Here is a 25,670-nt window from a genome sequence, read left to right as displayed (position 1 = left end):
ACAAAGATGATAAAAATAAAGCTTTCTCGAAAGAAAGCTTTATAATATTGATAATTGTGTGTTATTCTTATGGTTCCTGAAATTGAATAGTAGCTATTTTACCAATTTCAGTAAGTTTTAATTCCATTACCAAGCTTATTTTTTCGAACGCAGCAGTATAACTATTGACTCCTTCTGTAGTTTCGATAAAAGTTAAGCTTTTTAAGCTTCCAAACTGCTCAAAGCAACCTTTTACAAAACGAGTTACTCCTTCTTTGGTCATTTCTTCTTGCATTTCTACTGTATACATATCAAAAACAGCATCTACATTTTGTGCATTAAAGTTTTCCTGAAAAGCTTTGGTAGTGTTTTCATACACCCCGGCATCTTGGGCAAGAAGAGGGTGAATGCTCATACAAACTAAAAGTAGTATTATATATTTCATAATGGTATTTGATTTAGGTATTGCAAAATAAATATCTTTTTGAAATTTTGAAAAATAATTTCAAAAATACTGGAGTACATTTATAATGAAAAGCAAGTCAATATAATAAGTATAGGGATACAAATATGTCTAGAAGTTTAAAAGTCAGTTTAACATAATTCTTGCAATAATTACTGGTATAAAAAGTATTTTTAGTTTTTAAATGAAATAATTATGAAAAGGTTTTTGATACTAATATCAGTGCTAATTTTAACATCCTTTACTATAGATACTATACAATTCTCTGCACAAGAAATTGTAGATAAAACAATTGAGAAAGCAGGTGGAAGTTTATATAATAATGCAATTATTCAATTTACCTTTAGAGGAAAGCAATATAGAAGTAAGCGTAATGAAGGATTTTATGAATTAGAACGATTTGTTGCAGGAAAAGATGGGTTAGTAATTCATGATGTAATTAGTAACAAAGGATTAGAAAGGACTATAGAAAACTGTCCGATTACCGTTGCAGATTCGTTAGTAACCCGAATTAGTGATGGTGTAAACTCGGTACATTATTTTGCTAATCTACCTTATGGGCTTAATGCTCCGGCCGTAAATAAGCAATTGGTAGGAGAGTCTAAAGTTAATGGAGAATCATATTATAGAATCAAAGTAACTTTTGATCAAGAAGGAGGAGGGACTGATTTTGACGACGAATTCTTGTATTGGATACATAAAGATAATTATACCGTGGATTATTTAGCTTATAAATATGCTGTTAATGGAGGTGGAATACGTTTTAGAGAAGCATATAACCCCAGGATAATAAATGGGATACGATTTGTAGATTATAATAATTATAAAACAAGCGATTTATCTACTCCACTTACAAAACTTGATGAGTTGTTTGAAAAAGAAAAGTTGAAACTGCTTTCTAAAATTGAGCTAGAAGATATCTATGTTTATATCGAAAGAGATTGTTGTTAATTGTAGTTAAGTACAATATCGGATATGTTTTCTCCTGTTACGGTTACAATGAATACTTTGCCATAGTCTTTTTCACTTAGAGAAGAATATTTTTCTTGCCCTAATATTGTATTGACAAAAGCTGGTGTCGTATTGCTATGTCCAACAATTACAGAAGTTTTTCCTTTTGTTTTTTGTTTAAATTCAGGATCATTTAGATGACGTGGATTGTATATAATTATCTCCAGATTTTTGCTTTTTGCAATAGGGTCTGCTGTTTGCTTTGTTCTTATATAATCTGTGCTGAATACCATATCTACTTTGATGTCAGCAAGCATATTTGCCCAGTTTTGGGCTCTAGATTTTCCTTCTTCTGTTAGATTAGGGTTTCTATTATTGGGATCACTAAGATCTTTTTCGGTATGGCGTATGAAGAAATAAGTAGTTGTATCCAATGTTTCTACCTTTTCCTGCGAATAGCATGAAGTTATTGATAGAAAAAGAGAAAAAAAGATTAAAATTGATTTATTCATAATATATGGATTCTTTAATAATTGCAAAAAAATAGGTTATTTCCAGTCAAACTAATCCAACATCCCAGTTTGCCAGATAACAATGATCATGGATAAAATGGCAATAATAAAAAATCCAATATAAATATATGAGCTCTTCTTTCTATTAGAAGAGCCTAAACCTCCAGAAGATTTCATAATAGTTAGGTTTTAAGTGATTGATGTTCTAGATAAGACTGTGAAAAATAACAAATGTTACACTTTTTGTGGTTTTAATTGCGAAATTCTTTCCTCAAAACTTTTAGCATCTATAGGATTCAAAATGTTTTTAAATAATTTAGATAGTTTTTCATCGTGATTCCAGCGTTTCTGTTGTAGTAAATTAAAATGCACAAAAGTGCTCCACATTACAGCTTTGATCTCAGATTTATCTTCATTCCACATGCGGATTTCTACGTGCAATTGATTGTCCGTAAAATGGAATAGTTGCGAATCAATAATTACATCTTCCATTAATAGTGCAGGCTTAAGGTAGGCTATCTGATTGGAGCCAACTACCCAACTTATACCTTGGGTTTTTGCCAGAGTAAAAATATCCAATTCATAATGTTGATCAATTTGATCCTCTCTAGCGTTAATCATGTAATTAATATATGCCGCATTGTTAAGGTGGTTGAAAGGATCACAATCCTGAAATCTAATCTTTGCTTTACTTTCTAAAACTTTTGGTAATGTTGTCATATCTCTTTGTTTTATACCGATTGGTATATTTTATGTTAAAAAAATAATTTTATCGTTTTAATTCATTGTGAATCATCTTGTCAATTTGATCCATGGTTTCCATAAGATAGCTGTTGTCATCCATGGTGTGTGTCATAAAAATCGCCCCTGTAATCATGCTATACAACCTTTTGGCATATAACATGGAGTTTATCTGGGTATTAATCTCTCCAAGTTTTTTTCCTGAATCAATAAGCTTGGCTACGTTACTTTGAATCTTCCCGATGGTAAATTGTACGTGCTGAAATAAAGCAGGAATTTGATGTTTGGCGTCTACTCCCATATTGAGCACAGGACATCCACCAATCTCTTGAGTGTAATTATAATAGTTTCTGTAAAAATCAGTAACCAAAAATAGTTTTTCTATAGGTGAATCACTAAGGGATTGATGATCCGTAATTCGTCTAAGCATATTTTTTTCTGTCATTGTGAAAGCAGCAATGGCAAGCTCTTCTTTGTTCTTGAAATTGCCATAGATAGCTCCTTTAGTTAGTCCGGTTGCTTTAGTAATATCGCTAAGACTAGTTGCAGCATACCCATTCATATTAAAAATGGGAGCCACAGTCTGAATAATAAATTCTGCTGTTTGTTCAGCTTTTGTAAGCACTTTTATTGACATAACTTCACAAATATAATAAAAATATACCAATTGGTATATTTTTAAATAATGACATTTGTATTGATCTAATTTTAATACTATCATAACACAACTAGAGCTTCATTAACCTTATATTGTTATGTTGTAATTACTATAACTATGAAAAAATCTTTTATACTATGTATTCTTTCCCTGTTTTGTGGCTTGTCTTATGGACAAGTTGTGATTAATGAATTGGATTCTGATACTCCAAGTACAGATGATTTAGAGATTGTAGAACTAAAATCAGATAGCCCTGGTTTTTCTATGGATGGATATGTTTTGGTTTTCTTTAATGGATCTACCAGTGGAGGGGATGCTAGTTATTTTGCTTTGGATTTAGATGGCTTATCCACTGATGTTAATGGTATTCTTTTAATAGGAAGTAATGCTGTATCTCCTGTGCCAGAATTTATCCTTTTTGATAGTACTATTCAGAATGGTGCGGATGCGGTAGCGCTATATTTAGGAAATGATACAGATTTTCCGGATGGGACCTTGGCTACTACGACAAATTTAGTGGATGCTTTGGTGTATGATACCAGTGACGCAGATGATACTGGATTATTAACACTTCTTGGTGAAACAGAACAAATTAATGAAAATGAAAATAATAATAAAGATGCAGAGTCTATACAGCGCAACAATGATGGCTCTTATACCGTAACTACACCAACTCCTGGAGTTCCTAATGATGGAAGTGGAGTACAGTTTAATGGTATTTCTTTTACTGTAGCAGCTAATCAGTATAATGAAGGAGATAGTTTTGATATCATTTTTACTACTCAAAATAATGTCACCAGTGATTTAAATTTTGATTTCACTATAAACAACGGAAACTTTGATACATCAGATTATTCCGGAAGTACTTCTGTAACAATTCCTACAGGTATGAATACGGCAACAAATACTATTCAGATTATTGATGATATTGATGATGAAGGCGATGAGGAACTAAAGATTACCTTTGGTATGATTCCATCAGGTTTTAATCGTCTTAATGATAATAAAGAAATAAGAGTTATAGATAATGATTTTACCATGGCTGCTTGGGGGACACCTCTAAACCCAACTTTTGGGAACGTAGTAAATACTGCTCCAATTGGGTATTATAATTCTTTGGAGGGTTTAGCTAATGCTCCACTTGTGCAAGCTATTGAGGATATCATTGCAGATCCGGCTACTGTTAGAGCACATACCTATGCGGATATTGTGGAAATTCTAAATTCGGCAGATCAAAGCCCTGAAAATAGTAATCAGGTTTGGTTAGTATATAGTGAAGAGAGTCGTCCTAAACTGGATTTTGATGGATTTGATAATGGGGGAGATGAGTGGAATCGAGAACATACGTATCCAAGATCCAGAGGAGGCTTTAATGATAATGAAGCTGATAGAATCGCGGATGGAATTAATGTGTTTGTAACCACTAAGGTTGATTCTTTAAGACATGCTAATTCTGATGCTCATGGATTGCGAGCAGCTGATAGAGGTGAGAATAGTTCTAGAGGAAATCGGGATTATGGAGAGTATTCAGGTCCGATAGGAACTTTAGGGAGTTGGCAGGGTGATGTAGCACGTGGAATCTTCTTTCTAACAATCAGGTATGATGGGTTGGAAGTGGTGAATGGTGATCCAGATAACTCTACAGTTGGTCAACTGGGCGATTTAGCAACATTGTTAACTTGGCATCGTAATGACCCTCCTGATGATTTTGAAATGAATAGAAACAATATAATTTATGAATGGCAGCGTAATCGTAACCCTTTTATAGATCAACCTGATTTAGTAGAATATATTTGGGGTAATAATGTTGGGGATACCTGGTCTAATACTTTATCCGTAATCGATAATAGTATTAGCCAGTTTAGAATTTATCCTAATCCAGCTAAAGATTATATTAATATTTCTATTGATGGAAATAAGGGAGAGATTGAGATGTTTAGCACATTGGGAACTTTGGTGATGAAGACATCTTTTAAAGGAGCAAATTCGATATTACCTATAACCGGTATATCTCCCGGACTATATATCGCAAAAATTAGGGTTGAGGAGAATACTATTGTCAAGCGTATTGTTATACGCTAGTTTTTGTGATTTATACCAAGATTACTATATATAACATCATCAGATAAGATTTTAGAAATACTTCTTGGTAGAAGGCAGTTGTTTGTTAGGTTTAGTTCTTGATTTTGTAATAAAGTATTAAATTTTAGCATTACTTTATCTGCTTGATCACAACTAACAGTTTGATTTCTGACATAATTGGTTTTCGGATTCTTACGATTACTACTTCTTGTTTCGAAGTCCTTAAACTGACACTTTATAATTTCATTATTATGAAAGTAAAATCTTTCTTCTAAGTTTAGTGTCACCTTAATTTGTGTTAACTTACCGTACTTATTTCTTTTGTAATCTTTGTATTTAACCTTATGTGTAGCAAACTGAAAGAATAATTGATCATCCCATATGTAATACTCATCCTTATAGATTACATGACCCAAAGTATAAATATGAAGAATATGTTTTAACTCTGAGCTGTTATAATAAAAAGTAAGCGATCCATTGTCTGATGATTCTTCGCAAACATAATTTGTATGATGCTGTCTTAAAGCGTCAGAATCTAATAATTCTCTTATAACTTGGTATTTATTACTTATATCAATAAGGATTTCTTTTTTACTTTGACTTAAGCAAAAAGTATAGCAAAATAGCAATGGAAGTAATAATCTAGAGGTTGGTTTCATTGCGCTGCAATTTACTTAAAACTTCAGCGCGGACTGGATTAAGTTATTAACTAATGTAGGAATAAAGATGTTAATATCTACGGTAAAACCGTAAAAACCGTTAATTTATAAAGGATTAATAGTTGTTGATTTTTTATCTCAAAATATAAACAGCAATAGACCTGTTAATGCGTCTATTGCTGTTTTATCTGATTTGCTTGAAAATTAGCCTTATTGAACTAAGTTTTCCTGATTCCTAAACACTAAGTTGTCGTCAAATTCATCAAGCAGAATGACACTTTGGGTAGAAACTTTTCCTGCAAGAATTTCTTTTGATAATAAATTTAAAACTTCTTTCTGAATAGTTCTTTTTACTGGACGGGCTCCAAACTCCGGCTGAAAACCTTTTTTAGCAAGAAATGCTATAGCTTCATCTGTTGCATCAAGTTTAATATTTTGTTGCGATAGCATTCTGCCAACATTCTTAAGCTGAAGCTTTACAATTTCGGTAATATTAGCTTGTGTCAAAGGAGAAAACATAATAATGTCATCAATTCTATTTAAAAATTCAGGACGTACTGCTTGTTTTAATAACCCTAACACTTCTACTTTGGCAGCTTCCATAGCGGTATCCATATCTTTGATAGCTTCAAATTTGTCCTGGATAATATGGCTACCCATATTACTGGTCATAATGATTATTGTGTTCCTAAAGTCAGCTGTTCTACCTTTGTTATCAGTTAACCGACCTTCATCCAAAACTTGCAATAGAATATTAAAGGTATCAGGATGCGCTTTTTCTATTTCATCCAATAATATTACAGAATATGGTTTTCTTCTTACTGCTTCGGTAAGTTGGCCGCCTTCATCATATCCAACATATCCTGGAGGGGCTCCTACCAATCTACTTACTGCATGTCTTTCTTGATATTCACTCATATCAATGCGTGTCATTGCACTTTCGTCATCAAACAAATACTCAGCTAATGCTTTTGCCAATTCTGTTTTACCGACTCCTGTTGTTCCTAGGAACAGGAAAGATCCTATTGGTTTTTTTTGATCTTGCAATCCAGCTCGACTTCTACGTACGGCATCACTTACGGCTTCAATAGCTTCAACTTGACCTACAACTCTTTTCTGAAGTTCTTTTTCTAAAACTAATAGCTTTTCGCGTTCACTTTGTAACATTTTGGTTACCGGGATTCCAGTCCATTTCGCTACAACTTCTGCAATATCATCATTGGTTACTTCTTCCTTGATTAAAGAAGAAGCACTTTGTTGTTTGTCTAATTGTTGTTGTAGGCTTTCTAATCTTTCTTGTGCATCTTTGATCTTACCATAACGAAGCTCCGCTACCTTGCCATAATCTCCATTACGTTCAGCACGCTCGGCTTCGAGTTTGTATTCTTCAATATCAGTTTTAGCGTTTTGGATTGCGTCTACGACTTCTTTTTCACTTTGCCATTTAGAAAAAATCTCATTTCGTTCCTCTTTGAGATTACCAAGTTCAGCATTTAGTGCTTTCAGTTTTATTTCGTCATTTTCGCGTTTGATAGCTTCAATTTCTATTTCTAATTGCATGATCTTTCTATCCAAAACATCTAATTCTTCTGGCTTAGAGTTGATTTCCATACGAAGTTTAGAAGCAGCCTCATCCATTAAATCAATTGCTTTATCTGGTAGAAATCTATTGGTGATATAACGTTGTGATAATTCTACAGCCGCAATAATAGCTTCATCTTTGATTCTAACTTTGTGATGTGTTTCGTATTTCTCTTTAATACCTCGAAGTATAGAAATAGCACTTTCTGTATCTGGTTCATCAACTACTACTTTCTGAAAACGTCGTTCTAGCGCTTTATCTTTTTCAAAATATTTTTGATATTCATCCAAAGTTGTTGCCCCAATAGCTCTTAATTCTCCACGTGCCAAGGCAGGTTTTAAAATATTAGCAGCATCCATTGCTCCTTGTCCACCACCGGCACCTACAAGAGTGTGGATTTCATCAATGAATAAAACAATATCTCCATCGCTTGTAGTTACTTCTTTTACTACAGCCTTAAGACGTTCTTCGAATTCGCCCTTAAATTTAGCTCCGGCAATCAAAGCCCCCATATCCAAAGAAAAAATTTGCTTGTCCCTTAGGTTCTCAGGAATATCACCTGCGATAATTCTATGTGCTAAACCTTCTGCAATAGCCGTTTTACCTACACCAGGTTCTCCAACTAACATAGGATTGTTTTTGGTCCGGCGTGAAAGGATTTGTAATACTCTGCGTATTTCTTCATCTCGTCCAATCACTGGATCTAATTTACCGTTTTCTGCTAATTCGTTTAAGTTTTTTGCATACTTACTTAACGCTTGATAGGTCTCCTCGGCACTCTGTGAAGTAACACGTTCACCTTTTCTAATTTCTTTAATAGCTTCTGTTAGATGTTTTTCAGTTACACCTTGATCTTTCAGGATTTGTGCAATTTTACTTTTAGACTTAAAAATAGCGATCACTATATGTTCAATAGAAACATACTCATCATTCATTTTTTTGGCAATGATACTGGCCTCATTCAATGCTGTTCCTGCATCACGCGATAATTGTAATTCACCACCCGTTACTTTTGGAAAGCTTTCTAAAGTACTATCTAAAACTTGCTGTAAAAGTTGAATATTAACATTAAGTTTTTTTAATAGAAATGGAAGCACGTTTTCATCTACAGTAAAAATACCTTTAAAGATATGTTCATTTTCTATTTGTTGATGCCCGAAACCTTGAGCAAGTTGTTGAGCTTGCTGTATGGCTTCCTGTGATTTTATAGTGAAATTATTAAAATTCATTTTTGTTTATTTTGAGTTTCAATAGTACCGATCAAATAATATTCCGATCTAATTTTAATGTCAAAATGTCTTGTCTATGTTATATTTTACTGACTTTTTGACTTATTGTAAAGTTACACAATAAGTCACGACGAATATATGATGAAGGTCAATTATAAAAAATCATTTGATTAAGTTTGTAATTGAAAAGAGAAAAAGAAAAACATGGGAATATTTGGAAAATTATTTGGATCAGAGGGAAAAGAGCCAAAAGAAGAAAAGAAACCACTGCCATGGCAGGTGATTACTTCAATAGACCAATTAAATACAATTGAGAAAAGATCAAAAACTAAGACACAAGCTATTTTTAAACATTCAACTCGTTGTGGTATTAGTAGAATGGTGATGAGAAATTTTGAAAGTAGTTTTGATTTGGCTGAGGATCAAGTAGATTTATATTATTTGGATTTATTAAGTCATAGAGATGTTTCTTCAGAAATTGCATCGAGGTTTCAAGTATTTCATGAGTCTCCACAATTTATAGTGGTTCGCAATGGTACAACTGTGCATCATGCGTCACATAGTGCGATTACACCGGAGGTATTACATCAGTTTGTATAAAATTTAGGATTTTCTGTTTTCGAAAATCTTCATAAATAACATAGTACCTATATTTCTAGCACGGTTTTTTGCAATAGAAGCTAACTCCCCTTTATAGAGTTCATCTAAAGTATTTATCCAGAGACGTAGCCATATCCCAAAGTGTTCATTAGTAATGCTATTGTTTACTGCTACATCCGCTTCTTGGTGCTTTTTAATAGGGTTACCTTTAAATTTGGCAACAAAGAACAAGTTTGTTTCCCAGAAATCAGTGAGTCTATTAATATGCTCATCCCAATTAGTTATCATTTTATTAAAAATAGGGGCTAGTTGTTTTTCACTTCTAACTTTTTTATAAAATAAAGATACTAGCGTATGAATATCTTCTCTATTCTGAATATCAACAAGATTTTTATTTTTCATAATCATTGGAATTATGTCAGGTAATACCCAAAGTTTATTATTACTAAAAGGGAGTTAATAATGATACTAATTATCAATAGATTGAATACGAATTTCGCTTTCATTTGAGCCAGAATAGAGGCGTTAAATGCCATACATATCATCACACATATCGATAATTCGAATATCTGAATTATGGAGCGTTCTTGCATTAGGATATACATGGCTGCAACTGATCCCAGACAACTGGATAGTATAATCATTAATGGGATATAAGCCATATACATTTCTCTGAAATCGTTTAGCAACTTTGAATACATAACAATAGATTTTTTATTTATGATTCAAAGGTATTTCAGGAAGGAGGTATAAGTTTATGACCTCAATCATAAAACTATACAATCAGATGTTTATCGATATACTTTTCGATCTTTAATCAATAATTCTCCTTTTTGTTCAAGTTTTTTTATTGCTCGTATCACGGTCTCTACCCGAAGACCGGTTAGATCCGCTAATTGCTGCCTGGTGAGGTCGATTTTATAGTGTTTAGTTTCAGAAATAGCTTTGTCGTTATTCTTTTTAAAATAATCCAAAATTCTAAGAATACGATGCTCAGGCTCTTGAGTTGATATTTCTGAAACCACTATAGCTTTGTAATATAGACGCAAAGCTAGTGTACTAGTAAATTTATAATGAATAGAAGGGTTTTCTTCCAGAAGTTTTAGGAACTGTTTTTTTGGTAATTGCCATACCTCCGTATCCACAATTGCCTCTGCATTTGCGGGATATTTAAAATCTGCAAATAATGGTGGTTCTCCAAAGCTTTTACCAGCATCAAAAATACCTTGTATATATTCTTTACCATCATCATTAAAGTTATTCATCTTCACCTGTCCGGATTGAATTTGATAATAATGATGAGCAATCGATCCTTCTTTAAAAAGTAATTCTCCTTTTGAGTACTTTTTAAGAATAGCTCCTGCATTAGATAGAACATTTTGATCTATCATTTTTTTATTAGTTAAATCTATATTGAGTAATAATACTTTTTAGCTTGTTTTTTAAATCTTCTCCAGAGTCATAAACCATTTGTTCATTGCTGGGAAATGGTATAGATTGTAATCCTAAAAAACGAACTAAATCATCTCCCAAAGCTCGCTTATCACCACTGTAATTAGCATATACGTGTTCAAAAACGTATTCACTACTCAATGGAAAAGCATCCAAAAGCTGTTTTGTTCTTAGGTCTTTATATTGAACATTACCCACTACATTAGCAGCTTTGAACTGGGTGAATTCGTAATATTCACATCTTACTGTGACCATTTTATCAACTTTGATTTTCTTACCTTCTTCATCTAGCACATACTCATCATTTTCATCTAATAAATATTCCCAGCCATCTTTAATAAGTCTTTCTTTTTCTAATTGTCGTTCTCTGATTTGCTCAGGTGAAATGTTAATTTCACGTAAAGCAACTTCCATTGTATAATCGTAAGTTACTGATCGTTGAGGTTTACTATGATACACTGTCCATAAATCATTTAACCCATAAGTACTGAAGTTTAACAAATCTGTTTCCAGTCTTTTAGGAATTACCATATTGGTTTTATTCTTCATGGTTACTTTTACAAAGTCAGTACCTTTTAAATGAGCTTCTTCAATCAATTCTCGGGTATTGTTAAAGCCTGGATTGATTTTATCAAGATATACCAAATCATCATACACATCTCGATAGTCTTTTTTTCTTTTAGCAGAAGCTAATAAACTTTTAGCGCTATTATATAAATATTTAGATAATTTATCTTTGGTATCAACTATTTTCTGATCATAATTTTTCATTAAGAAATTAGCATTGCGACCTTGCTCAACTAAATAAAGTGGTAATAGAGGCTTGATACGTTCTTGCCTATTTTTTAAGCCCAGGTAGGTATTGTATATACGTTCCAGGTTAGCAGGATTACCATCTTTTTGCATATAATCAATTGCATTGATGTCACGCTCATTTGATTTGGCATAAGCCTCTTCCAACATGGCGATGTAAGGTTGTTTCCCTTTTTTGGCTTTATTAGTTCTCAGTTTTTTTAGTGCAATATTGATGGCATCATCATATTGACCTGTATTAAGATAACCTTCCGTCTTTTTTACACTACTGCACGAAGAGGTAAATACTATAATCGAGAATATAAGTAAAAGTCGTTTCATAATCGTATGGTTTTGGGGATATGAATTCAATTTTAATGCCAAAAGGTAATAAAAAACCCCAAATATTATCTATTTGAGGTTATGCTATTGATTTTTAATTATCTATTTTTTAAATACCGGAAGTAGTTTTGTAGATACCTCACCAAATCCAATTCTAACTCCATCTTTTTCACAATATCCTCTCATAATTACTGTGTCATTATCTTCAATAAATTTACGGCTACCTCCTTCTTTAAGTTGTACTGGTTTTTCACCTCTCCAGCTTAATTCTAACATAGAACCATAAGAATCTGGAGTAGGACCAGAAATAGTTCCACTACCCATCATATCTCCGGAGTTAACGGGGCAACCATTTACAGTGTGATGTGCTAGTTGCTGAGACATGTTCCAATACATATATTTAAAATTGGTTTTACCTACCACGGTCTCTTCACATTTTTCCGGTTGTATGGCTACTTCTAGATTAATGTCAAAACTTTTCTTTCCTTTATATTGTAAATATGGAAATTGTTTTTTCTGAGGTTTGGGGCTTTCTACTCTGTAAGGCTCCAGGGCATCTAAAGTTACTATCCAGGGAGAAACAGAAGAACCAAAGTTTTTGCCCAAGAATGGTCCAAGAGGCACATATTCCCATTTCTGTAAATCACGTGCGCTCCAATCGTTAAATAATACCAATCCAAAAATATAATCTTCTGCTTCTTCAATAGGGATAGGTTCTCCTAATGGATTGGCATCAGTTGTGATAAAAGCCATTTCCAATTCAAAATCTACCAACCTTGAAGGGCCAAAGATAGGTTCTGTAGCACCATTAGTCAGTTTCTGACCTTGAGGGCGATGAATTGGTATGTTTGAAGGAATTATAGAGCTACTTCTACCATGGTATCCGATTGGCATATGAAGCCAGTTAGGTAATAATGCATTTTCCGGATCTCTAAACATCTTACCAACATTTGTAGCATGCTCTATACTGCTATAAAAATCGGTGTAATCTCCAACATTAACAGGGAGCTGCATTTCGATTTCATCTAGCGTAAATAATACAATTTTACGATGCTCTTCATTATTCTTTAAGCTGTCATTTTCGGCATCAAATATTTCTGCAATTTTATTGCGGACTAATCTCCAGGTTTTTTTTCCATCAGAGATAAAATCATTCAACGAATCCTGTAAAAAGATATCATCTGTAAGTGGGATACCATCAAAATAACCTAATTGATGTAATGCTCCTAAGTCGATAGCAGTATCCCCAATTCGAGTACCAATGGTAATAATATCATCTCTGGTTAAGAAAACTCCAAAAGGAATATTCTGAATAGGGAAATCTGTATAAGGAGAGGTTTTAATCCACGTTTTTCTATCGGGGTTATTTGCTGTAATCGGCATCGCTATTTTTTTAATATGTTGTTGGTAATTCTATAATCAAATATATAATATTCGTATGGTTAACGGTTTGTATTTTTTAGAAATTTATGGAAAAAAAATATATGTATTTCTTTTTCTTACTTTAAGTTTCAAGTTAGCAATTTTAAGCTTTCAAATCATAAACTTAAAACCAATAATAACAAACTCTAAAAATGTGTATAAGTTGTTCATATTTATTAGCATTTGTTTACGTTAATTTAAGGAATGTATTTGTTACTTTTGCTGTTTTATTAACAAACCGGGAATACATGCAACGCGACGAACAAATTTTTGACTTAATTCAGGACGAAAGAGAACGCCAAATCAATGGATTAGAACTTATTGCTTCAGAGAACTTTGTTAGTGAACAAGTTATGGAAGCAGCAGGATCAGTATTAACAAATAAATATGCCGAGGGTTACCCCGGTAAAAGATATTATGGCGGTTGTGCTGTCGTAGATGTTGTAGAACAAATTGCTATTGATCGTGCCAAAGAATTATTTGGTGCTGAATATGCTAATGTACAGCCTCATTCAGGATCTCAAGCTAATACCGCAGTGTATCACGCTTGTTTAAAACCGGGAGATAAAATCCTTGGTTTTGATCTTTCTCATGGAGGGCACCTTACCCACGGATCACCTGTTAACTTTTCAGGTAAATTGTATAATCCTGTTTTTTATGGAGTAGAGAAGGAGACAGGAAGATTGAATTATGATAAAATACAAGAGATTGCTGAAGCTGAAAAACCACAATTAATTATTGCTGGTGCTTCTGCATATTCCAGAGAGATTGATTATAAAAGATTCAGAGAGATAGCTGATAGTGTAGGGGCAATTCTGTTGGCAGATATTGCGCACCCTGCGGGATTAATTGCCAAAGGTGTAATCTCTGACCCTGTGCCTCATTGTCATGTGGTGACTACCACTACTCATAAGACTTTACGTGGCCCAAGAGGAGGATTGATCATAATGGGTAAAGATTTTGAAAACCCATTCGGAATTACCTTGAAGAGTGGAAAAAAACGCATGATGTCTTCACTACTAGATAGTGCGGTGTTTCCAGGGAATCAAGGAGGGCCATTAGAACATATTATTGCAGCAAAAGCAATCGCTTTTGGAGAAGCATTAACCGATGAGTTCTTACATTATATTGTACAAGTCAAGAAAAATGCTGCTGCAATGGCAGAAGCCTTGGTAGAAAAAGGATATGAAGTAATTTCTGGAGGTACGGATAATCACATGATGCTAATCGATCTGCGTAATAAAAACGTTACTGGTAAACAAGCAGAGGAAGCTCTTGGAGTTGCAGAAATCACTGTAAACAAAAATATGGTGCCATTTGATGATAAATCTCCTTTTGTAACCTCAGGGATTCGTATTGGTACAGCAGCAGTGACTACCCGTGGGTTAGTAGAAAAAGATATGTTGCAGATTGTAGAACTAATAGACAGAGTTATCAATAATGTTGAAGATGAAGAAGTGTTACATAAAATAGCAGATGATGTAAATGCTATGATGGCAGATAAACCATTGTTCGTAGGGTAAATTCAGACAGTACAATTATACTAACAGACGCATACAGTTTACTTGAATTGTATGCGTTTCTTTTTATACTATTTTACAGTTGTTTTTATCAAAAAAACTTAATGTTACTGACATAGGACTGTCATTCTCACCATTACTTTTGTTTTGTATTCGTATTAAGAATGATTCCAATTTTCTGCATCATCACTATCATTAGGAGAAAGTCCTATGATGTCACCTTCAGTATTTACTCCTAAGCCAACTACAGTTCTGTTAACATAGTTGAAATAGCTAACCACTTGATTGATTTCCAAAATTTCACCATCAGATAATTCTTGCTTTCTAAGGTTTTGGATATCAGACTCTGAAATGTTATAGTGTGATAATGTAAGTTTTTTTGCATATAATAATCCTTCTAAATATTGATACCGGAAATGATGATGTAACTCATCAGTTTTGATACAATCTATGATTTTCTGAAATTTGGTATCATCATTTAGCAAACGTCTTAATCCTGCTGTATGATGATCTACACAATAACTGCATTGGTTTAAGTAGCTTACATATACACCAAGAGTTTCGAGATACCATTTTGGCAATGTGTTATTAGTATTGTGTAATACATTTTTATATAAACTCATATGTCCAACTAATGTGTGAGGTCTTAAACTATGAACTGATAATACATTATCAATGGTGTTATTAGGCCCTTTGATGCGATTATAAATTTTCTTTAACTGTCCAGTGGCATTGGAATATGAAATCTCTTGTATCCAACTCATAATTATTGAAGATTTTCTTTAAAAAAAGATCCTTTTTGGCCGAAAATTGCACTAATAAGAACTAAAATAGAACCGAACATGATCGATACGTCTGCCAGGTTAAAGATTTCTGTTCTCAGAATACCCAAATCTAAAATCAAGAAATCAGTCACCGAACCATACATAATTCGGTCAAAGAGATTACCAATACCTCCACCAATAATAAAAGCAAATCCAATAATGGTTTCTCGAGAGTAATTGGTTTTGATTAATAGTTGTCTTAATAAAAATAATAATACTACTATGGGGAGAGCTTGTAAGAATATTGTTTTTAGCACAGGGCTCAAATCTGAGCCAAGACTGTATGCTGCTCCTGTATTCTCTACTTTGGTTAACACAAGGTTGTCTTTAATAATATGTATTCGCTGATCTTTTTGTATTGTATTTCTCACAATATTTTTGGAGATCTGATCGCAACTAATATTGACTAATACTAAAGAAAGTATAAGTATGATTCTTAATTTTTTGGTAATTCGCATTTTTTGATTAATGATGATGAACTACCAAAAATAATAGAAACTAATCAGTATTACTTATGTTTCCAGTATTTTTTATATTCTGAAAGAGAAAAGGCAGCATCATAACTAGTTTTGTTAATGGTTTTGTTTTCATCAGAATCATAATCCATTACTATTTTCCAATTACCGTCTTCAAGTTTTAATATTACATGAAACTTACCATAAGAATATTTGGTTTCATTCTGATCATTGGTATATGTTACTCTATAAATACCTCTATCTGAAGCTAATGAATCTGATGTTACTCTTTCTAATAGTCTAAAATCTATAGGAGCTGGTTTACGAGATGAATCACTCCAGCGTTTTTGATATCCTTCTAAATATAATTTTGCATTTTTGATCTCACCACCATTTCCAGAAATGCGTATCATTTCTTTACTATGTATGGAAGCAAATATTTTATAATCTAAAGTTTCAAAGGCTTTGGAGAAGTTCTCATACATGTCCTTGTTTATCTTTTGATGTAATGCATTCTCTTGTGCAGAAATTTGAGTTACAAAGACTATGAAAAATATTTTAATTATTAAGTTTTGCATCATTTTATTTTGCTTTTTATATATAAGACACAATTTACTAATCTTTTGTCATTCAATAGTTTTGGGTGCTCAAAGGTTTTCGAATAATTCATACCAATCTTTTTCATTACCGAAATAGATTTAATATTAATTTCAGGAGCTACAGCATAAATATCATTCAATCCAATAGTATTAAAACCAAAATCAAGACAAGCTATAGCTCCTTCGGTTGCATATCCTTTATGCCAAACGCTTTTTTTAAGTCTCCAACCTATATCTACAAAAGATCCAAACTCATCGAGATATGTTTGTTCACATAACCCAATAAAACCTATAAATTCATTAGTTTCTAAAATGTCTACAGCAAAATAACAGAAACCTTTTTCCTCAAACATTTTTTGCATACGAAGAATAAGAGCTTTAGTATCTTTTTTAGAAGGTTTAAAGGGAAAGAACTCCATAACATCATCATCATTATTCATTTCTGAAAATGTATCAAGGTCATCAAGTGACCAGTTTCTAAAACCGAGTCTTTGAGATGTAAATAAATATGTTTTCAAAACTTTATGTTAATTCTGAATATCAAAAGATACACTTTCGTAAGCACCTATATCGGGAGCTGTTAGATCTCTAGGAGTTCCTAGTATATCACTTCCAGAGGTTGGAGTAGAAGCTTGTCCATTAGCGGCAGAAGTTTCGCCGATATTTAGTTTATTGTCGAAAGGAGCTTTAAATTCAGGCTCTTCATTAAGAATTATATTTTCAAATATGTTGTTATCAGTGAAATCGTATAAAGCATCGTCATCAAATACTCCATTAACATCATTAAATCGTATTAATGAATTTTTAAAATTATAATTAAAAGTGGCGTTATCAACTTTGCGTAATGTAAGTTCTAGGTTTTCATTACCATAAATAATACAGTCTGTAAAGTTGGCGGTAAGGTCAGCTGCTAATGCTTGACCATTTTCAATTTCTAAAAAGTTTTCTACAAATACTGTAGGGCTATCTCTAAAACTATTATTCCAATAGTTGGTGAATGTACAGTGATTAAAATTGTATGTACCACCTAAAGACAACCTAACCGAAGATATCCCTGAATTATTAATAACTAAATTTTCTCCTGTGATGTTACCTGTAAGCGACACTAAGCCAAATAAAGAACTATTATAGATCTGAGTATTTGTAATCGTTAGCGTTGGATCGGTTCCCCCATCGTTGGCATCCATTCTAATACCTTGAACAGCATTTTTAATGGTAGCGTGATTAATAATATGTCCTGTACTTCCAGCAGTAAGCCATATACCATTCCATTGACCCGGGATTTCACTAAATCCGGGTTCTAAGCGATCTCCTTCAAAAATAACTTCATTTTCCATCGCTACAGGGTCAGTACTTAGTGCTCCATTAACTAATAGTGTAGCATTATTGGCAGCAATAATTCCTGATTCTGCGTGAAAATGTATTCTTGCTCCAGCTTCTATGGTTAATGTTCTGTCTGGTGGAATAGCAGCATACCCATATATGACATAAGGTTTTTCTGCGGTGAATGTAAGTTCAGTATCATCTAGAAAAAATCCTTCTAATGGTGTTTCAATTCCTTCTATAGGCAGCGTTTCAATCTCACCAGTCATCTCATCTCTATCCGGAAATAAGAATACAGCATCTTTTACTAAGGTCACCAAATCAACATCTTGTTGGATTCCTGTAGGGTCAAAAAGAACACGATCTGTATATAAAAATTCTAGATCTCCCGTTTGTTGTGTGATATCTGTAGTAGTTTCTACAAATACGAAAATACTATCTTTAGCAAGAATCTGAATGTTTTGAAAAGATTTTCCAGGTATGCCATCTACATTTAATCTATAATTAGAGCTTTCGCCTCTTTCTAATGCAATACTAGGAATCGTAAAATCATCATCCGTACGATTATATACTTTAAATCGATAAGTACTAGAACCAATGTTGGTAAAAACAGTATCCAGGAACAATGTATCGGTAGAGAATTGCAAGTTTCCAGTGCTGGGTCCAGATTCAAAATCATTACGGCAAGAACTCCATAAAACAACGATTAACAATAATACTAGAGTAGATAAATAACGCATTTACGATTGTTTTGATTTACCATTATAGGTATTGTAAAAGTATAACATTTTTGTTAGTGATAATATTGTATTTTTTAATAAAAATTTGAGATGCATAGGGCTACGGTAAGAAGCAAAACATTTGTACATTTGTGTTTATTTTTAATACGTCAACATAATAATCTCTTATGAGTACATATGATGTAGCCGTAATCGGCTCTGGACCTGGAGGATACGTGGCAGCTATTCGTTGCGCACAGCTAGGTATGAAAACTGCAATAATTGAAAAATATTCAACACTTGGTGGAACATGTCTTAATGTAGGATGTATTCCCAGTAAGGCACTCTTAGATTCTTCTCATCATTACGAACATGCAGTTAAGCATTTTGAAGATCACGGGATTGAAATTCCTGGTGATGTTAAGATCAATCTCGAAAAAATGATTGCTCGTAAGCAAACAGTAGTTGATCAAACTTGCGATGGTGTAAGTTTTTTAATGAAAAAGAATAAGATAGAGGTTTTTGAAGGGGTTGGCTCTTTTAAGGATGCAACACATATAAATGTAACCAAAGCAGATAATTCTGTAGAAACTATAGAAGCGAAGAATACGATCATAGCTACAGGCTCTAAACCATCTACTTTACCTTTTATTAAATTAGATAAGAAACGAGTGATTACTTCTACAGAAGCATTAAAGCTAAAAGAAGTACCTAAACATATGGTTATTATAGGCGGTGGTGTTATCGGATTAGAATTAGGTCAAGTATATCGTCGACTTGGTGCTGAAGTTTCTGTAGTAGAGTATATGGATAGAATTATTCCAGGAATGGATAAAGGTTTATCCAGAGAATTGCAGAAAGTAATGAAGAAACAAGGTGTAAAATTCTATACTTCTCATAAGGTAACTGAAGTAAAAACTACAGCAAAGCAAGTAACAATCACTGCAGATGATAAAAAAGGAAACCCTGTAGAGTTCAAGGGAGATTATTGTTTAGTTTCTGTAGGTCGTCGTCCATATACAGATGGATTAAATGCAGAAGCTGCAGGGGTAAAAATAAATGATAGAGGACAGGTTGAGGTAAATGATCATTTACAGACTTCTGCTTCTAATATCTATGCAATTGGAGATGTTATAAAAGGTGCTATGCTTGCTCATAAAGCTGAAGAAGAAGGAGTTTTTGTAGCAGAAATATTAGCTGGACAAAAACCACATATTGATTATAACCTAATTCCTGGAGTAGTATATACTTGGCCTGAAGTTGCAGCAGTTGGTAAAACTGAAGAAGAACTTAAGGAAGCAGGAGTGACCTATAAATCCGGACAGTTTCCGTTCAGAGCTTTAGGAAGATCTAGAGCTAGTGCGGATTTAGATGGTTTTGTGAAAATATTGGCTGACGCTAAAACGGATGAGGTTTTAGGGGTACATATGATTGGTGCTCGTTGTGCAGACCTTATTGCAGAAGCGGTAACAGCAATGGAGTTCAGAGCTTCAGCAGAAGATATTTCTAGAATGTCTCACGCACATCCAACATTTACAGAAGCTATAAAAGAAGCTGCATTAGCGGCTACTGATAATAGAGCTTTGCATGTGTAGAGTTTCTTAAAGACTTAAATAAAAAGGTGAACTATAATAATATAGTTCACTTTTTTTATTATTGAACATTAATTCCAATATTACCTTGAGCTACTATTGTGGCTAGTTCTGTTGGGCTTAGATGTACATTGATATATCCATCATATGTTATCAGACCTTCATAATTGATATCGGCCCCTGCTACATCTCCTTCATCATCTAATTTGGTAACTGTAGTGGTACTGGTTCCGGTACCTCCATTTACATTAGTTAATGTAATAGCAATTCCTCCTCCTGTTGCTGCATCGTTCTTATGTATATGCATTGGGTGATCACCATCTGCAGGAGTTCCTGTAAGTTGTACATCTATTCTGGTTGTAGTTGAATTTATTTTAACAAATTTAGCAGTGCCTGATACTCCGGAGTCTCCTACGGCATTAAGTGTATAAGTTGTAGACACTTCTACAATAGCGTCATCATCGTCACTACAATTCATTAATAAAAATGGTACAATTAATAAAACTAAGATTGATTTTTTCATAATGTGAGGTTTTGAGTTTTGTACTTTTAATAAGATGTGATTAACAGAATTTGGTTGCTTGAGAAAACAATTAAATTTTTGTTAATTACCTGAAAAACAGTTGTTAACTATGCTTAAAGTCTTTCTAAACAGCGCAAAACCTCTTCTTTATAACTCCTGCTAATCGGAATAGATTTATTGTTCAGTTCTATTTCTTCATTAGAGAAAGAATCTATTTTAGAAATCGAAATGATATATGACCGATGTGTTCTTAAAAATTGTTGTTGGGGAAGTTTAGATTCAATATTACTAATTGTTTCTCTAGTAACAATTATCTCTGTAGTGCAATGAACTTTTATATAATCACTATAGCTTTCAATATAATGTATATCAGAAAAGTTAATTTTTTTCATTCTCCGGTCAGAACGTACAAAAATGAAGTCATTAATAATAGTTTCAGAAGTTTTTACTGTCTCAGTTTTGTGATATACATCAAAGTAATTATTGATAGCTTTCAATAATCGTTCAAAAGAAATGGGTTTTAGCAAATAGTCTACGGCTTGTAAATCAAAACCATCTATAGCATATTCTCGATATGCCGTAGTGAAAATAATTTTAATATCCTTATTGATTGATTTGGCAAAAGAAATACCTGATATCTCAGGCATATTGATATCCAAAAAGATAAGATCAATATCTTGTTTATTGATTACATTAAATGCTTCTAATGAGCTACTGCATTTAGCTACAATATCTATACGATCAATTTTAGAAAGATGATCTTCTATGATATCTCTGGCAGTGGGTTCGTCATCTACTATAATGCAAGAGACTTTATGATTCATCAATTATTGTTTTTAAGGTAAGTTTTACTGTATACCAACCTTTATTATTTATAATCTTTAAATGGTGTTTGCCGGGGTACAATAAATCTAATCTTTTTTTAATGTTGACCAGTCCAATACCTTGATTATTGTTTTCTGAGTAGTTAAGTACTGAATTTTTTATACAGAAATGTATTTCATTTTCGACATATTTCAAGTCCATTATGATGGATAGTTTTTGATTTTTGATTTGCCCATGTTTGAAGCTGTTTTCTACGAAAGGAATCAATAGCATCGGAGCTACCTGGATAGTATTACTAATATTTTCAAAATTCATTTTCACATCCAGTGTATCACTAAAACGCATTTGTTCCAAAACTACGTAATCTTTAATATGATCAACCTCATCCTGAAGGGAAACTAAAGGTTTATCAACTTGATATAGTAGATAATCAAGGAGATTGGATAATCTTAAAATCATCTCTGGAGTTTCTTCAGATTTTTTTAATGCAAAACCATATATGGTATTTAGCGTATTAAATAAGAAATGAGGATGAATCTGCATTTTGAGATATTGTAATTCTTGTTCTTTGAGTTTTAGTTGTGCTTCTAGAATTTTAGTTTTCAATTTCTGATTAGCCGAAGTAGATTTATAATTATGTTGAGCTAAACTAAGAGCACTGGCAATAAAAACTACAAAATATACTGCGATGAATAGAAAAAAAGGGCTTCGGGTCATAGGGGCCATCTCTCCAATTTTTATTTCCGTTAAGAAAATCAAACCGTAAAAAAAGGAAATAACAATAAAAAATGCTGAAATTATAACAGTATAAATACAATAAAGTATAAATAACAGATACCTTTCTTTAATTAAATATTTTGGGATTAAAATATCAATTACGGTATAAGTTGTGCCTATCGTCACTGGCATTAAAAAAAGAGAGAAAGAAAATACATAATTAATATTCTCTGTGTTGTAGCCAAAGAAATATGTATAACCAAACAGGACTACTACCCAAAAGATTGTGTGAAGCAGCAGTTTTGCAATTTTCTTAAGTATAAATTCTCTGGAGATCATACAAGAGCACAATATCTGTAATTTTTATTTTTTAGATACTTTTTTGAGATGAATAACGGTTTTAATACTAAGTATAGCAAAATAAATATATTTTTATCTGAAGATAGCTTCAATCGTGCATTAACTAGAATTAATCTGGTAATTAGACGCAAAAAAATAATTGGAGGATCATTAAGAAATAGTTTTGGATATGTTTAATCCTAAAATGTATATTAATTATGATTTCATTAATAGTAAATTTTGCTCACAATTCATTACTCTTTATTCAATTGTTTGATCGAATGAAAGAAGGAGGAATGTTTTTTATGTTTCCCATTTTTATTATGTTATTACTAGTACTTTTTTTAGTTGTAAAAAGCATCTTAGGAATACTTAAAGGACATTCAGGGTTACAAAAGAATATTCAGCTCATCAATTCAATTGGCTTGTTAACATTAGTATGGGGCATGTTAGGACAATTAATAGGTATTATAGGAATGTTTGATAGCGTAGAGAAGATCGGTGAGATTTCTACTCATATTTTTGCAGGTGGGTTAAAAGTATCTGCACTGCCACCGGTATTCGGTTTTTTTGTTTTTATAATTTCAAGGATAGCTACTATAATTTTTACTTGGATTCAGAAAGAAAATGTAACGCACCCATAAACTATGTATATAACTAAAAACCCTATTTAATTTAACTAAATAGGGTTTTTATTTAATTCTTATGTGACCCATCACAGTATGGAGGGTTACTTGTTTGTTTACAAGTACATAAATAAGCTTCTTTGGCTTCTTCTACACTAAAAATAACAGGATTCGTTCCTCCTTCTTTCTTGTGATTACCATTGCAAAAAGGTTGATCTGCGCTATGACCACAACTGCACCAGGCATAATTTTTATCGGCTTCTAATTGGCATGCTATGGGAGCATCACCACCTCTTATATTATTTTCCATAGATTTGATTTTTATTTCTTTAAAATTATCAAATCCTAGGTTAAGAATTATTCTAAATTCTCGCCTGATAGGTATACAAATCAAAATAACGTCCTTCTGCTTCAATTAACTCATCGTGCGTGCCTCTTTCTGCTATATTTCCTGATTCAATCACTAAAATCTGATTGGCTTTTTTAATCGTACTTAGTCTATGAGCAATAACAAATGTAGTTCTACCTTTCATCAGTTCTCCAAGACTTTTTTGAATCAAAGCTTCGCTTTCTGTATCCAGGTTGGAGGTAGCTTCATCCAGAATGATAATTTTAGGATCTGCAAGAATGGCTCTGGCTATTGCAATCCGTTGTCTTTGACCACCTGATAATTTTACACCACGCTCACCAATCAATGTATCCAGACCATTATCAAAACGATCTGTAAATTCATTAACATAGGCAGCTTTTACGGCTTGTTGGACTTGCTCATCAGTGGCATCCGGTCGTGGGAAAAGAATATTTTCTCTGATTGTCCCTTCAAATAAGAATTCATCTTGTAGCACAACCCCTAGGTTTCTTCGATAACTGCTAAGATTTACCTTAGATAGATCTTGTTGATCAATAGTGATTTGACCAGATTCAGGATTGAGAAATGTAGCTGCCAATCCTGCTATAGTAGATTTTCCGGATCCTGAACTTCCAACCAAAGCTGTTACGGTTCCAGAATTAGCTTTAAAACTAATATCGTGTAGTACTTCTTTACCTTTTTCGTAAGAAAAAGAAACATTATCAAATACGATATCACCCGTAATACCATTTAGATGAATGGTTCTGTTGGTAACATCTTCCTCTGGATCCATATTCATCAGTTCTTCGGTGCGATCTAATCCTGCTAACGCCTCGGTTAATTGACTACCTATATTACTCATCTGTACGATAGGAGCGATCATAAACCCAAGCACTAAAGTGAAAAATAGAAAATCACCAGTTGTCATAGGATCCACATCCTGCATCATATAATATCCACCAATACCCATAATACCTGTAGAGGCAATTCCTGCTAAAAGAAATGTAGAAGAGCTAGTCATCAAAGCAGTTGCAGTAAGACTTTTTTTTACATTTTGAAATAAACGATTAACCCCTTTTTCAAAGATTTTATGTTCTTGTTCTTCTGCACCAAAACCTTTAATGACTCTAACTCCAGCTAGTGTTTCGGTAAGCCTTCCTTTTACTTCGGCATTAATCTCTCCTCTAACTCTAAAAATTGGGCGAATATATTTGAACGCTTTAAGCGCTACAATTCCGAATAGACTTACGGGAACTAGCACAAAAAGCGTCATCCATGGATTTATATAAATAAGTATAATTAATGAAACGATAGCTGTAAATGTTCCACCTACCATTTGCACTAAACCTGTACCAATAAGGTTTCTTACTCCTTCTACATCGCTCATAATTCTGGAAACCAACGCTCCCGATTTGGTGTTGTCAAAAAAACTAATCGGTAGTGATAATACTTTTTTCTGTACCTGAGCCCTAAGTTCAGATATCAAATATTGAGCCTGGACACTTAGAATTCTTGTTAATAAAAAGGAAGTAGTTGCTTGAACAAGTATAGCTAGCCCAACAAAAATGAGTAAATCATACAATTGTCCCATATCCTTACTGGGAATTACATCATCTAACAGAGTTTTACTTTTCCACGGTAGGACAAGTCCAGCCATTCTATTAAAAATAATCAAAATTAAGCCAATAAATACTAAGTTCCTTCGAGGCCAGATAATAGTCTTAAAGGCTTTAGCCATGGTGACTTTTGGCTTTTTCTTTTGAGTGTTTTTATCTTTTAATTCTTTCATTGTCTT

At 33.1% G+C, this 25,670-nt stretch carries 28 protein-coding genes; 6 read left to right on the top strand and 22 right to left on the bottom strand.

The annotated features are described in order from the left end of the window. Positions 1–67: 67 nt before the first annotated feature. Positions 68–424: a DUF3887 domain-containing protein gene (locus J8M14_RS13835; protein WP_211075398.1), complete on the bottom strand. Its 357-nt coding sequence runs from the start codon at positions 422–424 to the stop codon at positions 68–70. A 213-nt stretch (positions 425–637) separates the two neighbouring features. Here J8M14_RS13835 and J8M14_RS13830 point away from each other — a divergent pair, with 213 nt between their 5' ends. Continuing rightward, positions 638–1,393: a DUF6503 family protein gene (locus J8M14_RS13830; protein WP_211075397.1), complete on the top strand. Its 756-nt coding sequence runs from the start codon at positions 638–640 to the stop codon at positions 1,391–1,393. Here J8M14_RS13830 and J8M14_RS13825 read toward each other — a convergent pair. The 4 genes from J8M14_RS13825 to J8M14_RS13815 are packed head-to-tail and all read right to left on the bottom strand — an operon-like array spanning position 1,390 to position 3,283. After that, a complete protein-coding gene (locus tag J8M14_RS13825) occupies positions 1,390–1,905 on the bottom strand; it encodes a histidine phosphatase family protein (RefSeq protein ID WP_211075396.1) in 516 nt (171 codons plus the stop codon). The two genes, J8M14_RS13830 and J8M14_RS13825, sit on opposite strands and share 4 nt — an antisense overlap. A gap of 51 nt (positions 1,906–1,956) precedes the next feature. Then, the gene (locus tag J8M14_RS23305; RefSeq protein WP_282100261.1) at positions 1,957–2,082 is read right to left on the bottom strand and encodes a hypothetical protein; all 126 of its coding nucleotides are present in this window, start codon (positions 2,080–2,082) and stop codon (positions 1,957–1,959) included. A gap of 57 nt (positions 2,083–2,139) precedes the next feature. Next, entirely contained in the window at positions 2,140–2,625 is a 486-nt protein-coding gene (locus J8M14_RS13820; RefSeq protein ID WP_211075395.1) for an acyl-CoA thioesterase, read from the bottom strand. A gap of 49 nt (positions 2,626–2,674) precedes the next feature. Next, positions 2,675–3,283: a TetR/AcrR family transcriptional regulator gene (locus tag J8M14_RS13815; RefSeq protein WP_247672641.1), complete on the bottom strand. Its 609-nt coding sequence runs from the start codon at positions 3,281–3,283 to the stop codon at positions 2,675–2,677. Positions 3,284–3,421: 138 nt separating this feature from the next. Here J8M14_RS13815 and J8M14_RS13810 point away from each other — a divergent pair, with 138 nt between their 5' ends. Further along, on the top strand, positions 3,422–5,386 hold the full coding sequence (locus J8M14_RS13810) for an endonuclease (protein WP_211075394.1): 1,965 nt from the start codon (positions 3,422–3,424) through the stop codon (positions 5,384–5,386). Here J8M14_RS13810 and J8M14_RS13805 read toward each other — a convergent pair. Together J8M14_RS13805 and clpB are read right to left on the bottom strand one after the other, a co-directional pair. After that, positions 5,383–6,045, bottom strand: coding sequence for a hypothetical protein (locus J8M14_RS13805; RefSeq protein WP_211075393.1), 663 nt, complete (start codon positions 6,043–6,045; stop codon positions 5,383–5,385). The genes J8M14_RS13810 and J8M14_RS13805 overlap by 4 nt on opposite strands. A 210-nt stretch (positions 6,046–6,255) precedes the next feature. Next, entirely contained in the window at positions 6,256–8,856 is a 2,601-nt protein-coding gene (clpB, locus tag J8M14_RS13800) for an ATP-dependent chaperone ClpB (RefSeq protein ID WP_211075392.1), read from the bottom strand. Between the two features lie 204 nt (positions 8,857–9,060). Here clpB and ytxJ point away from each other — a divergent pair, with 204 nt between their 5' ends. After that, a complete protein-coding gene (gene ytxJ, locus J8M14_RS13795; protein WP_211075391.1) occupies positions 9,061–9,456 on the top strand; it encodes a bacillithiol system redox-active protein YtxJ in 396 nt (131 codons plus the stop codon). A 3-nt stretch (positions 9,457–9,459) separates the two neighbouring features. Here ytxJ and J8M14_RS13790 read toward each other — a convergent pair whose 3' ends face one another. The 5 genes from J8M14_RS13790 to fahA form a co-directional block, all read right to left on the bottom strand. After that, positions 9,460–9,858 carry a group III truncated hemoglobin gene (locus J8M14_RS13790; RefSeq protein WP_211075390.1) on the bottom strand — a complete coding sequence of 133 codons (399 nt, stop codon included), beginning with the start codon at positions 9,856–9,858 and terminating at the stop codon, positions 9,460–9,462. 11 nt (positions 9,859–9,869) lie between these two features. Continuing rightward, on the bottom strand, positions 9,870–10,157 hold the full coding sequence (locus tag J8M14_RS13785; RefSeq protein ID WP_247672640.1) for a hypothetical protein: 288 nt from the start codon (positions 10,155–10,157) through the stop codon (positions 9,870–9,872). A 90-nt stretch (positions 10,158–10,247) separates the two neighbouring features. Continuing rightward, positions 10,248–10,847 (bottom strand): Crp/Fnr family transcriptional regulator, encoded by a 600-nt coding sequence (locus tag J8M14_RS13780; RefSeq protein ID WP_211075389.1) that lies wholly within the window; start codon positions 10,845–10,847, stop codon positions 10,248–10,250. Positions 10,848–10,854: 7 nt separating this feature from the next. Continuing rightward, positions 10,855–12,042 (bottom strand): hypothetical protein, encoded by a 1,188-nt coding sequence (locus J8M14_RS13775; RefSeq protein ID WP_211075388.1) that lies wholly within the window; start codon positions 12,040–12,042, stop codon positions 10,855–10,857. A 102-nt stretch (positions 12,043–12,144) separates the two neighbouring features. Continuing rightward, positions 12,145–13,425, bottom strand: a complete 1,281-nt coding sequence (fahA, locus tag J8M14_RS13770; RefSeq protein ID WP_211075387.1) for a fumarylacetoacetase — start codon at positions 13,423–13,425, stop codon at positions 12,145–12,147. A gap of 287 nt (positions 13,426–13,712) precedes the next feature. On the opposite strand from fahA, the gene glyA reads away from it, so the two are divergent. Then, complete coding sequence (gene glyA, locus J8M14_RS13765) at positions 13,713–14,987, top strand: serine hydroxymethyltransferase (protein ID WP_211075386.1); 1,275 nt, start codon at positions 13,713–13,715, stop codon at positions 14,985–14,987. Between the two features lie 155 nt (positions 14,988–15,142). Here glyA and J8M14_RS13760 read toward each other — a convergent pair whose 3' ends face one another. Genes J8M14_RS13760 through J8M14_RS13740 form a run of 5 tightly spaced genes read right to left on the bottom strand, consistent with a single transcriptional unit; the run spans position 15,143 to position 18,925 of the window. Beyond that, a complete protein-coding gene (locus J8M14_RS13760; protein WP_211075385.1) occupies positions 15,143–15,748 on the bottom strand; it encodes a peroxidase-related enzyme in 606 nt (201 codons plus the stop codon). A gap of 2 nt (positions 15,749–15,750) precedes the next feature. Next, on the bottom strand, positions 15,751–16,266 hold the full coding sequence (gene lspA, locus J8M14_RS13755) for a signal peptidase II (RefSeq protein WP_211075384.1): 516 nt from the start codon (positions 16,264–16,266) through the stop codon (positions 15,751–15,753). A 50-nt stretch (positions 16,267–16,316) separates the two neighbouring features. Continuing rightward, positions 16,317–16,844 (bottom strand): nuclear transport factor 2 family protein, encoded by a 528-nt coding sequence (locus tag J8M14_RS13750; RefSeq protein WP_211075383.1) that lies wholly within the window; start codon positions 16,842–16,844, stop codon positions 16,317–16,319. Continuing rightward, positions 16,841–17,380 carry a GNAT family N-acetyltransferase gene (locus tag J8M14_RS13745; protein WP_211075382.1) on the bottom strand — a complete coding sequence of 180 codons (540 nt, stop codon included), beginning with the start codon at positions 17,378–17,380 and terminating at the stop codon, positions 16,841–16,843. The genes J8M14_RS13750 and J8M14_RS13745 overlap by 4 nt, the downstream gene beginning before the upstream one ends. 9 nt (positions 17,381–17,389) lie before the next feature. Continuing rightward, positions 17,390–18,925: a hypothetical protein gene (locus J8M14_RS13740; RefSeq protein ID WP_211075381.1), complete on the bottom strand. Its 1,536-nt coding sequence runs from the start codon at positions 18,923–18,925 to the stop codon at positions 17,390–17,392. A 167-nt stretch (positions 18,926–19,092) separates the two neighbouring features. Between J8M14_RS13740 and lpdA the strand changes: the two genes are divergently transcribed. After that, positions 19,093–20,499, top strand: a complete 1,407-nt coding sequence (gene lpdA / locus J8M14_RS13735; RefSeq protein WP_211075380.1) for a dihydrolipoyl dehydrogenase — start codon at positions 19,093–19,095, stop codon at positions 20,497–20,499. 58 nt (positions 20,500–20,557) lie between these two features. On the opposite strand, the gene J8M14_RS13730 is transcribed toward lpdA, so the two are convergent. The 3 genes from J8M14_RS13730 to J8M14_RS13720 form a co-directional block, all read right to left on the bottom strand. Further along, positions 20,558–21,019: a hypothetical protein gene (locus J8M14_RS13730; RefSeq protein ID WP_211075379.1), complete on the bottom strand. Its 462-nt coding sequence runs from the start codon at positions 21,017–21,019 to the stop codon at positions 20,558–20,560. Between the two features lie 113 nt (positions 21,020–21,132). Further along, on the bottom strand, positions 21,133–21,843 hold the full coding sequence (locus tag J8M14_RS13725; RefSeq protein ID WP_211075378.1) for a LytTR family DNA-binding domain-containing protein: 711 nt from the start codon (positions 21,841–21,843) through the stop codon (positions 21,133–21,135). Beyond that, the gene (locus J8M14_RS13720; protein WP_247672639.1) at positions 21,833–22,570 is read right to left on the bottom strand and encodes a histidine kinase; all 738 of its coding nucleotides are present in this window, start codon (positions 22,568–22,570) and stop codon (positions 21,833–21,835) included. The genes J8M14_RS13725 and J8M14_RS13720 overlap by 11 nt, the downstream gene beginning before the upstream one ends. Positions 22,571–23,118: 548 nt before the next feature. Between J8M14_RS13720 and J8M14_RS13715 the strand changes: the two genes are divergently transcribed. Then, positions 23,119–23,544 carry a MotA/TolQ/ExbB proton channel family protein gene (locus J8M14_RS13715; RefSeq protein WP_211075376.1) on the top strand — a complete coding sequence of 142 codons (426 nt, stop codon included), beginning with the start codon at positions 23,119–23,121 and terminating at the stop codon, positions 23,542–23,544. Positions 23,545–23,596: 52 nt separating this feature from the next. Here the strand turns inward: J8M14_RS13715 and J8M14_RS13710 are convergent, their stop codons facing one another. Both J8M14_RS13710 and J8M14_RS13705 read right to left on the bottom strand, forming a co-directional pair. Then, on the bottom strand, positions 23,597–23,836 hold the full coding sequence (locus J8M14_RS13710) for a CDGSH iron-sulfur domain-containing protein (RefSeq protein ID WP_211075375.1): 240 nt from the start codon (positions 23,834–23,836) through the stop codon (positions 23,597–23,599). A gap of 52 nt (positions 23,837–23,888) precedes the next feature. Then, complete coding sequence (locus J8M14_RS13705; RefSeq protein ID WP_211075374.1) at positions 23,889–25,664, bottom strand: ABC transporter ATP-binding protein; 1,776 nt, start codon at positions 25,662–25,664, stop codon at positions 23,889–23,891. Positions 25,665–25,670: the final 6 nt, after the last annotated feature.

It is taken from the genome of Aquimarina sp. MMG016 (assembly GCF_018100805.1).
In the GTDB taxonomy this organism is placed as follows: domain Bacteria; phylum Bacteroidota; class Bacteroidia; order Flavobacteriales; family Flavobacteriaceae; genus Aquimarina.
This window is presented reverse-complemented; position numbering and strand designations above follow the sequence as displayed.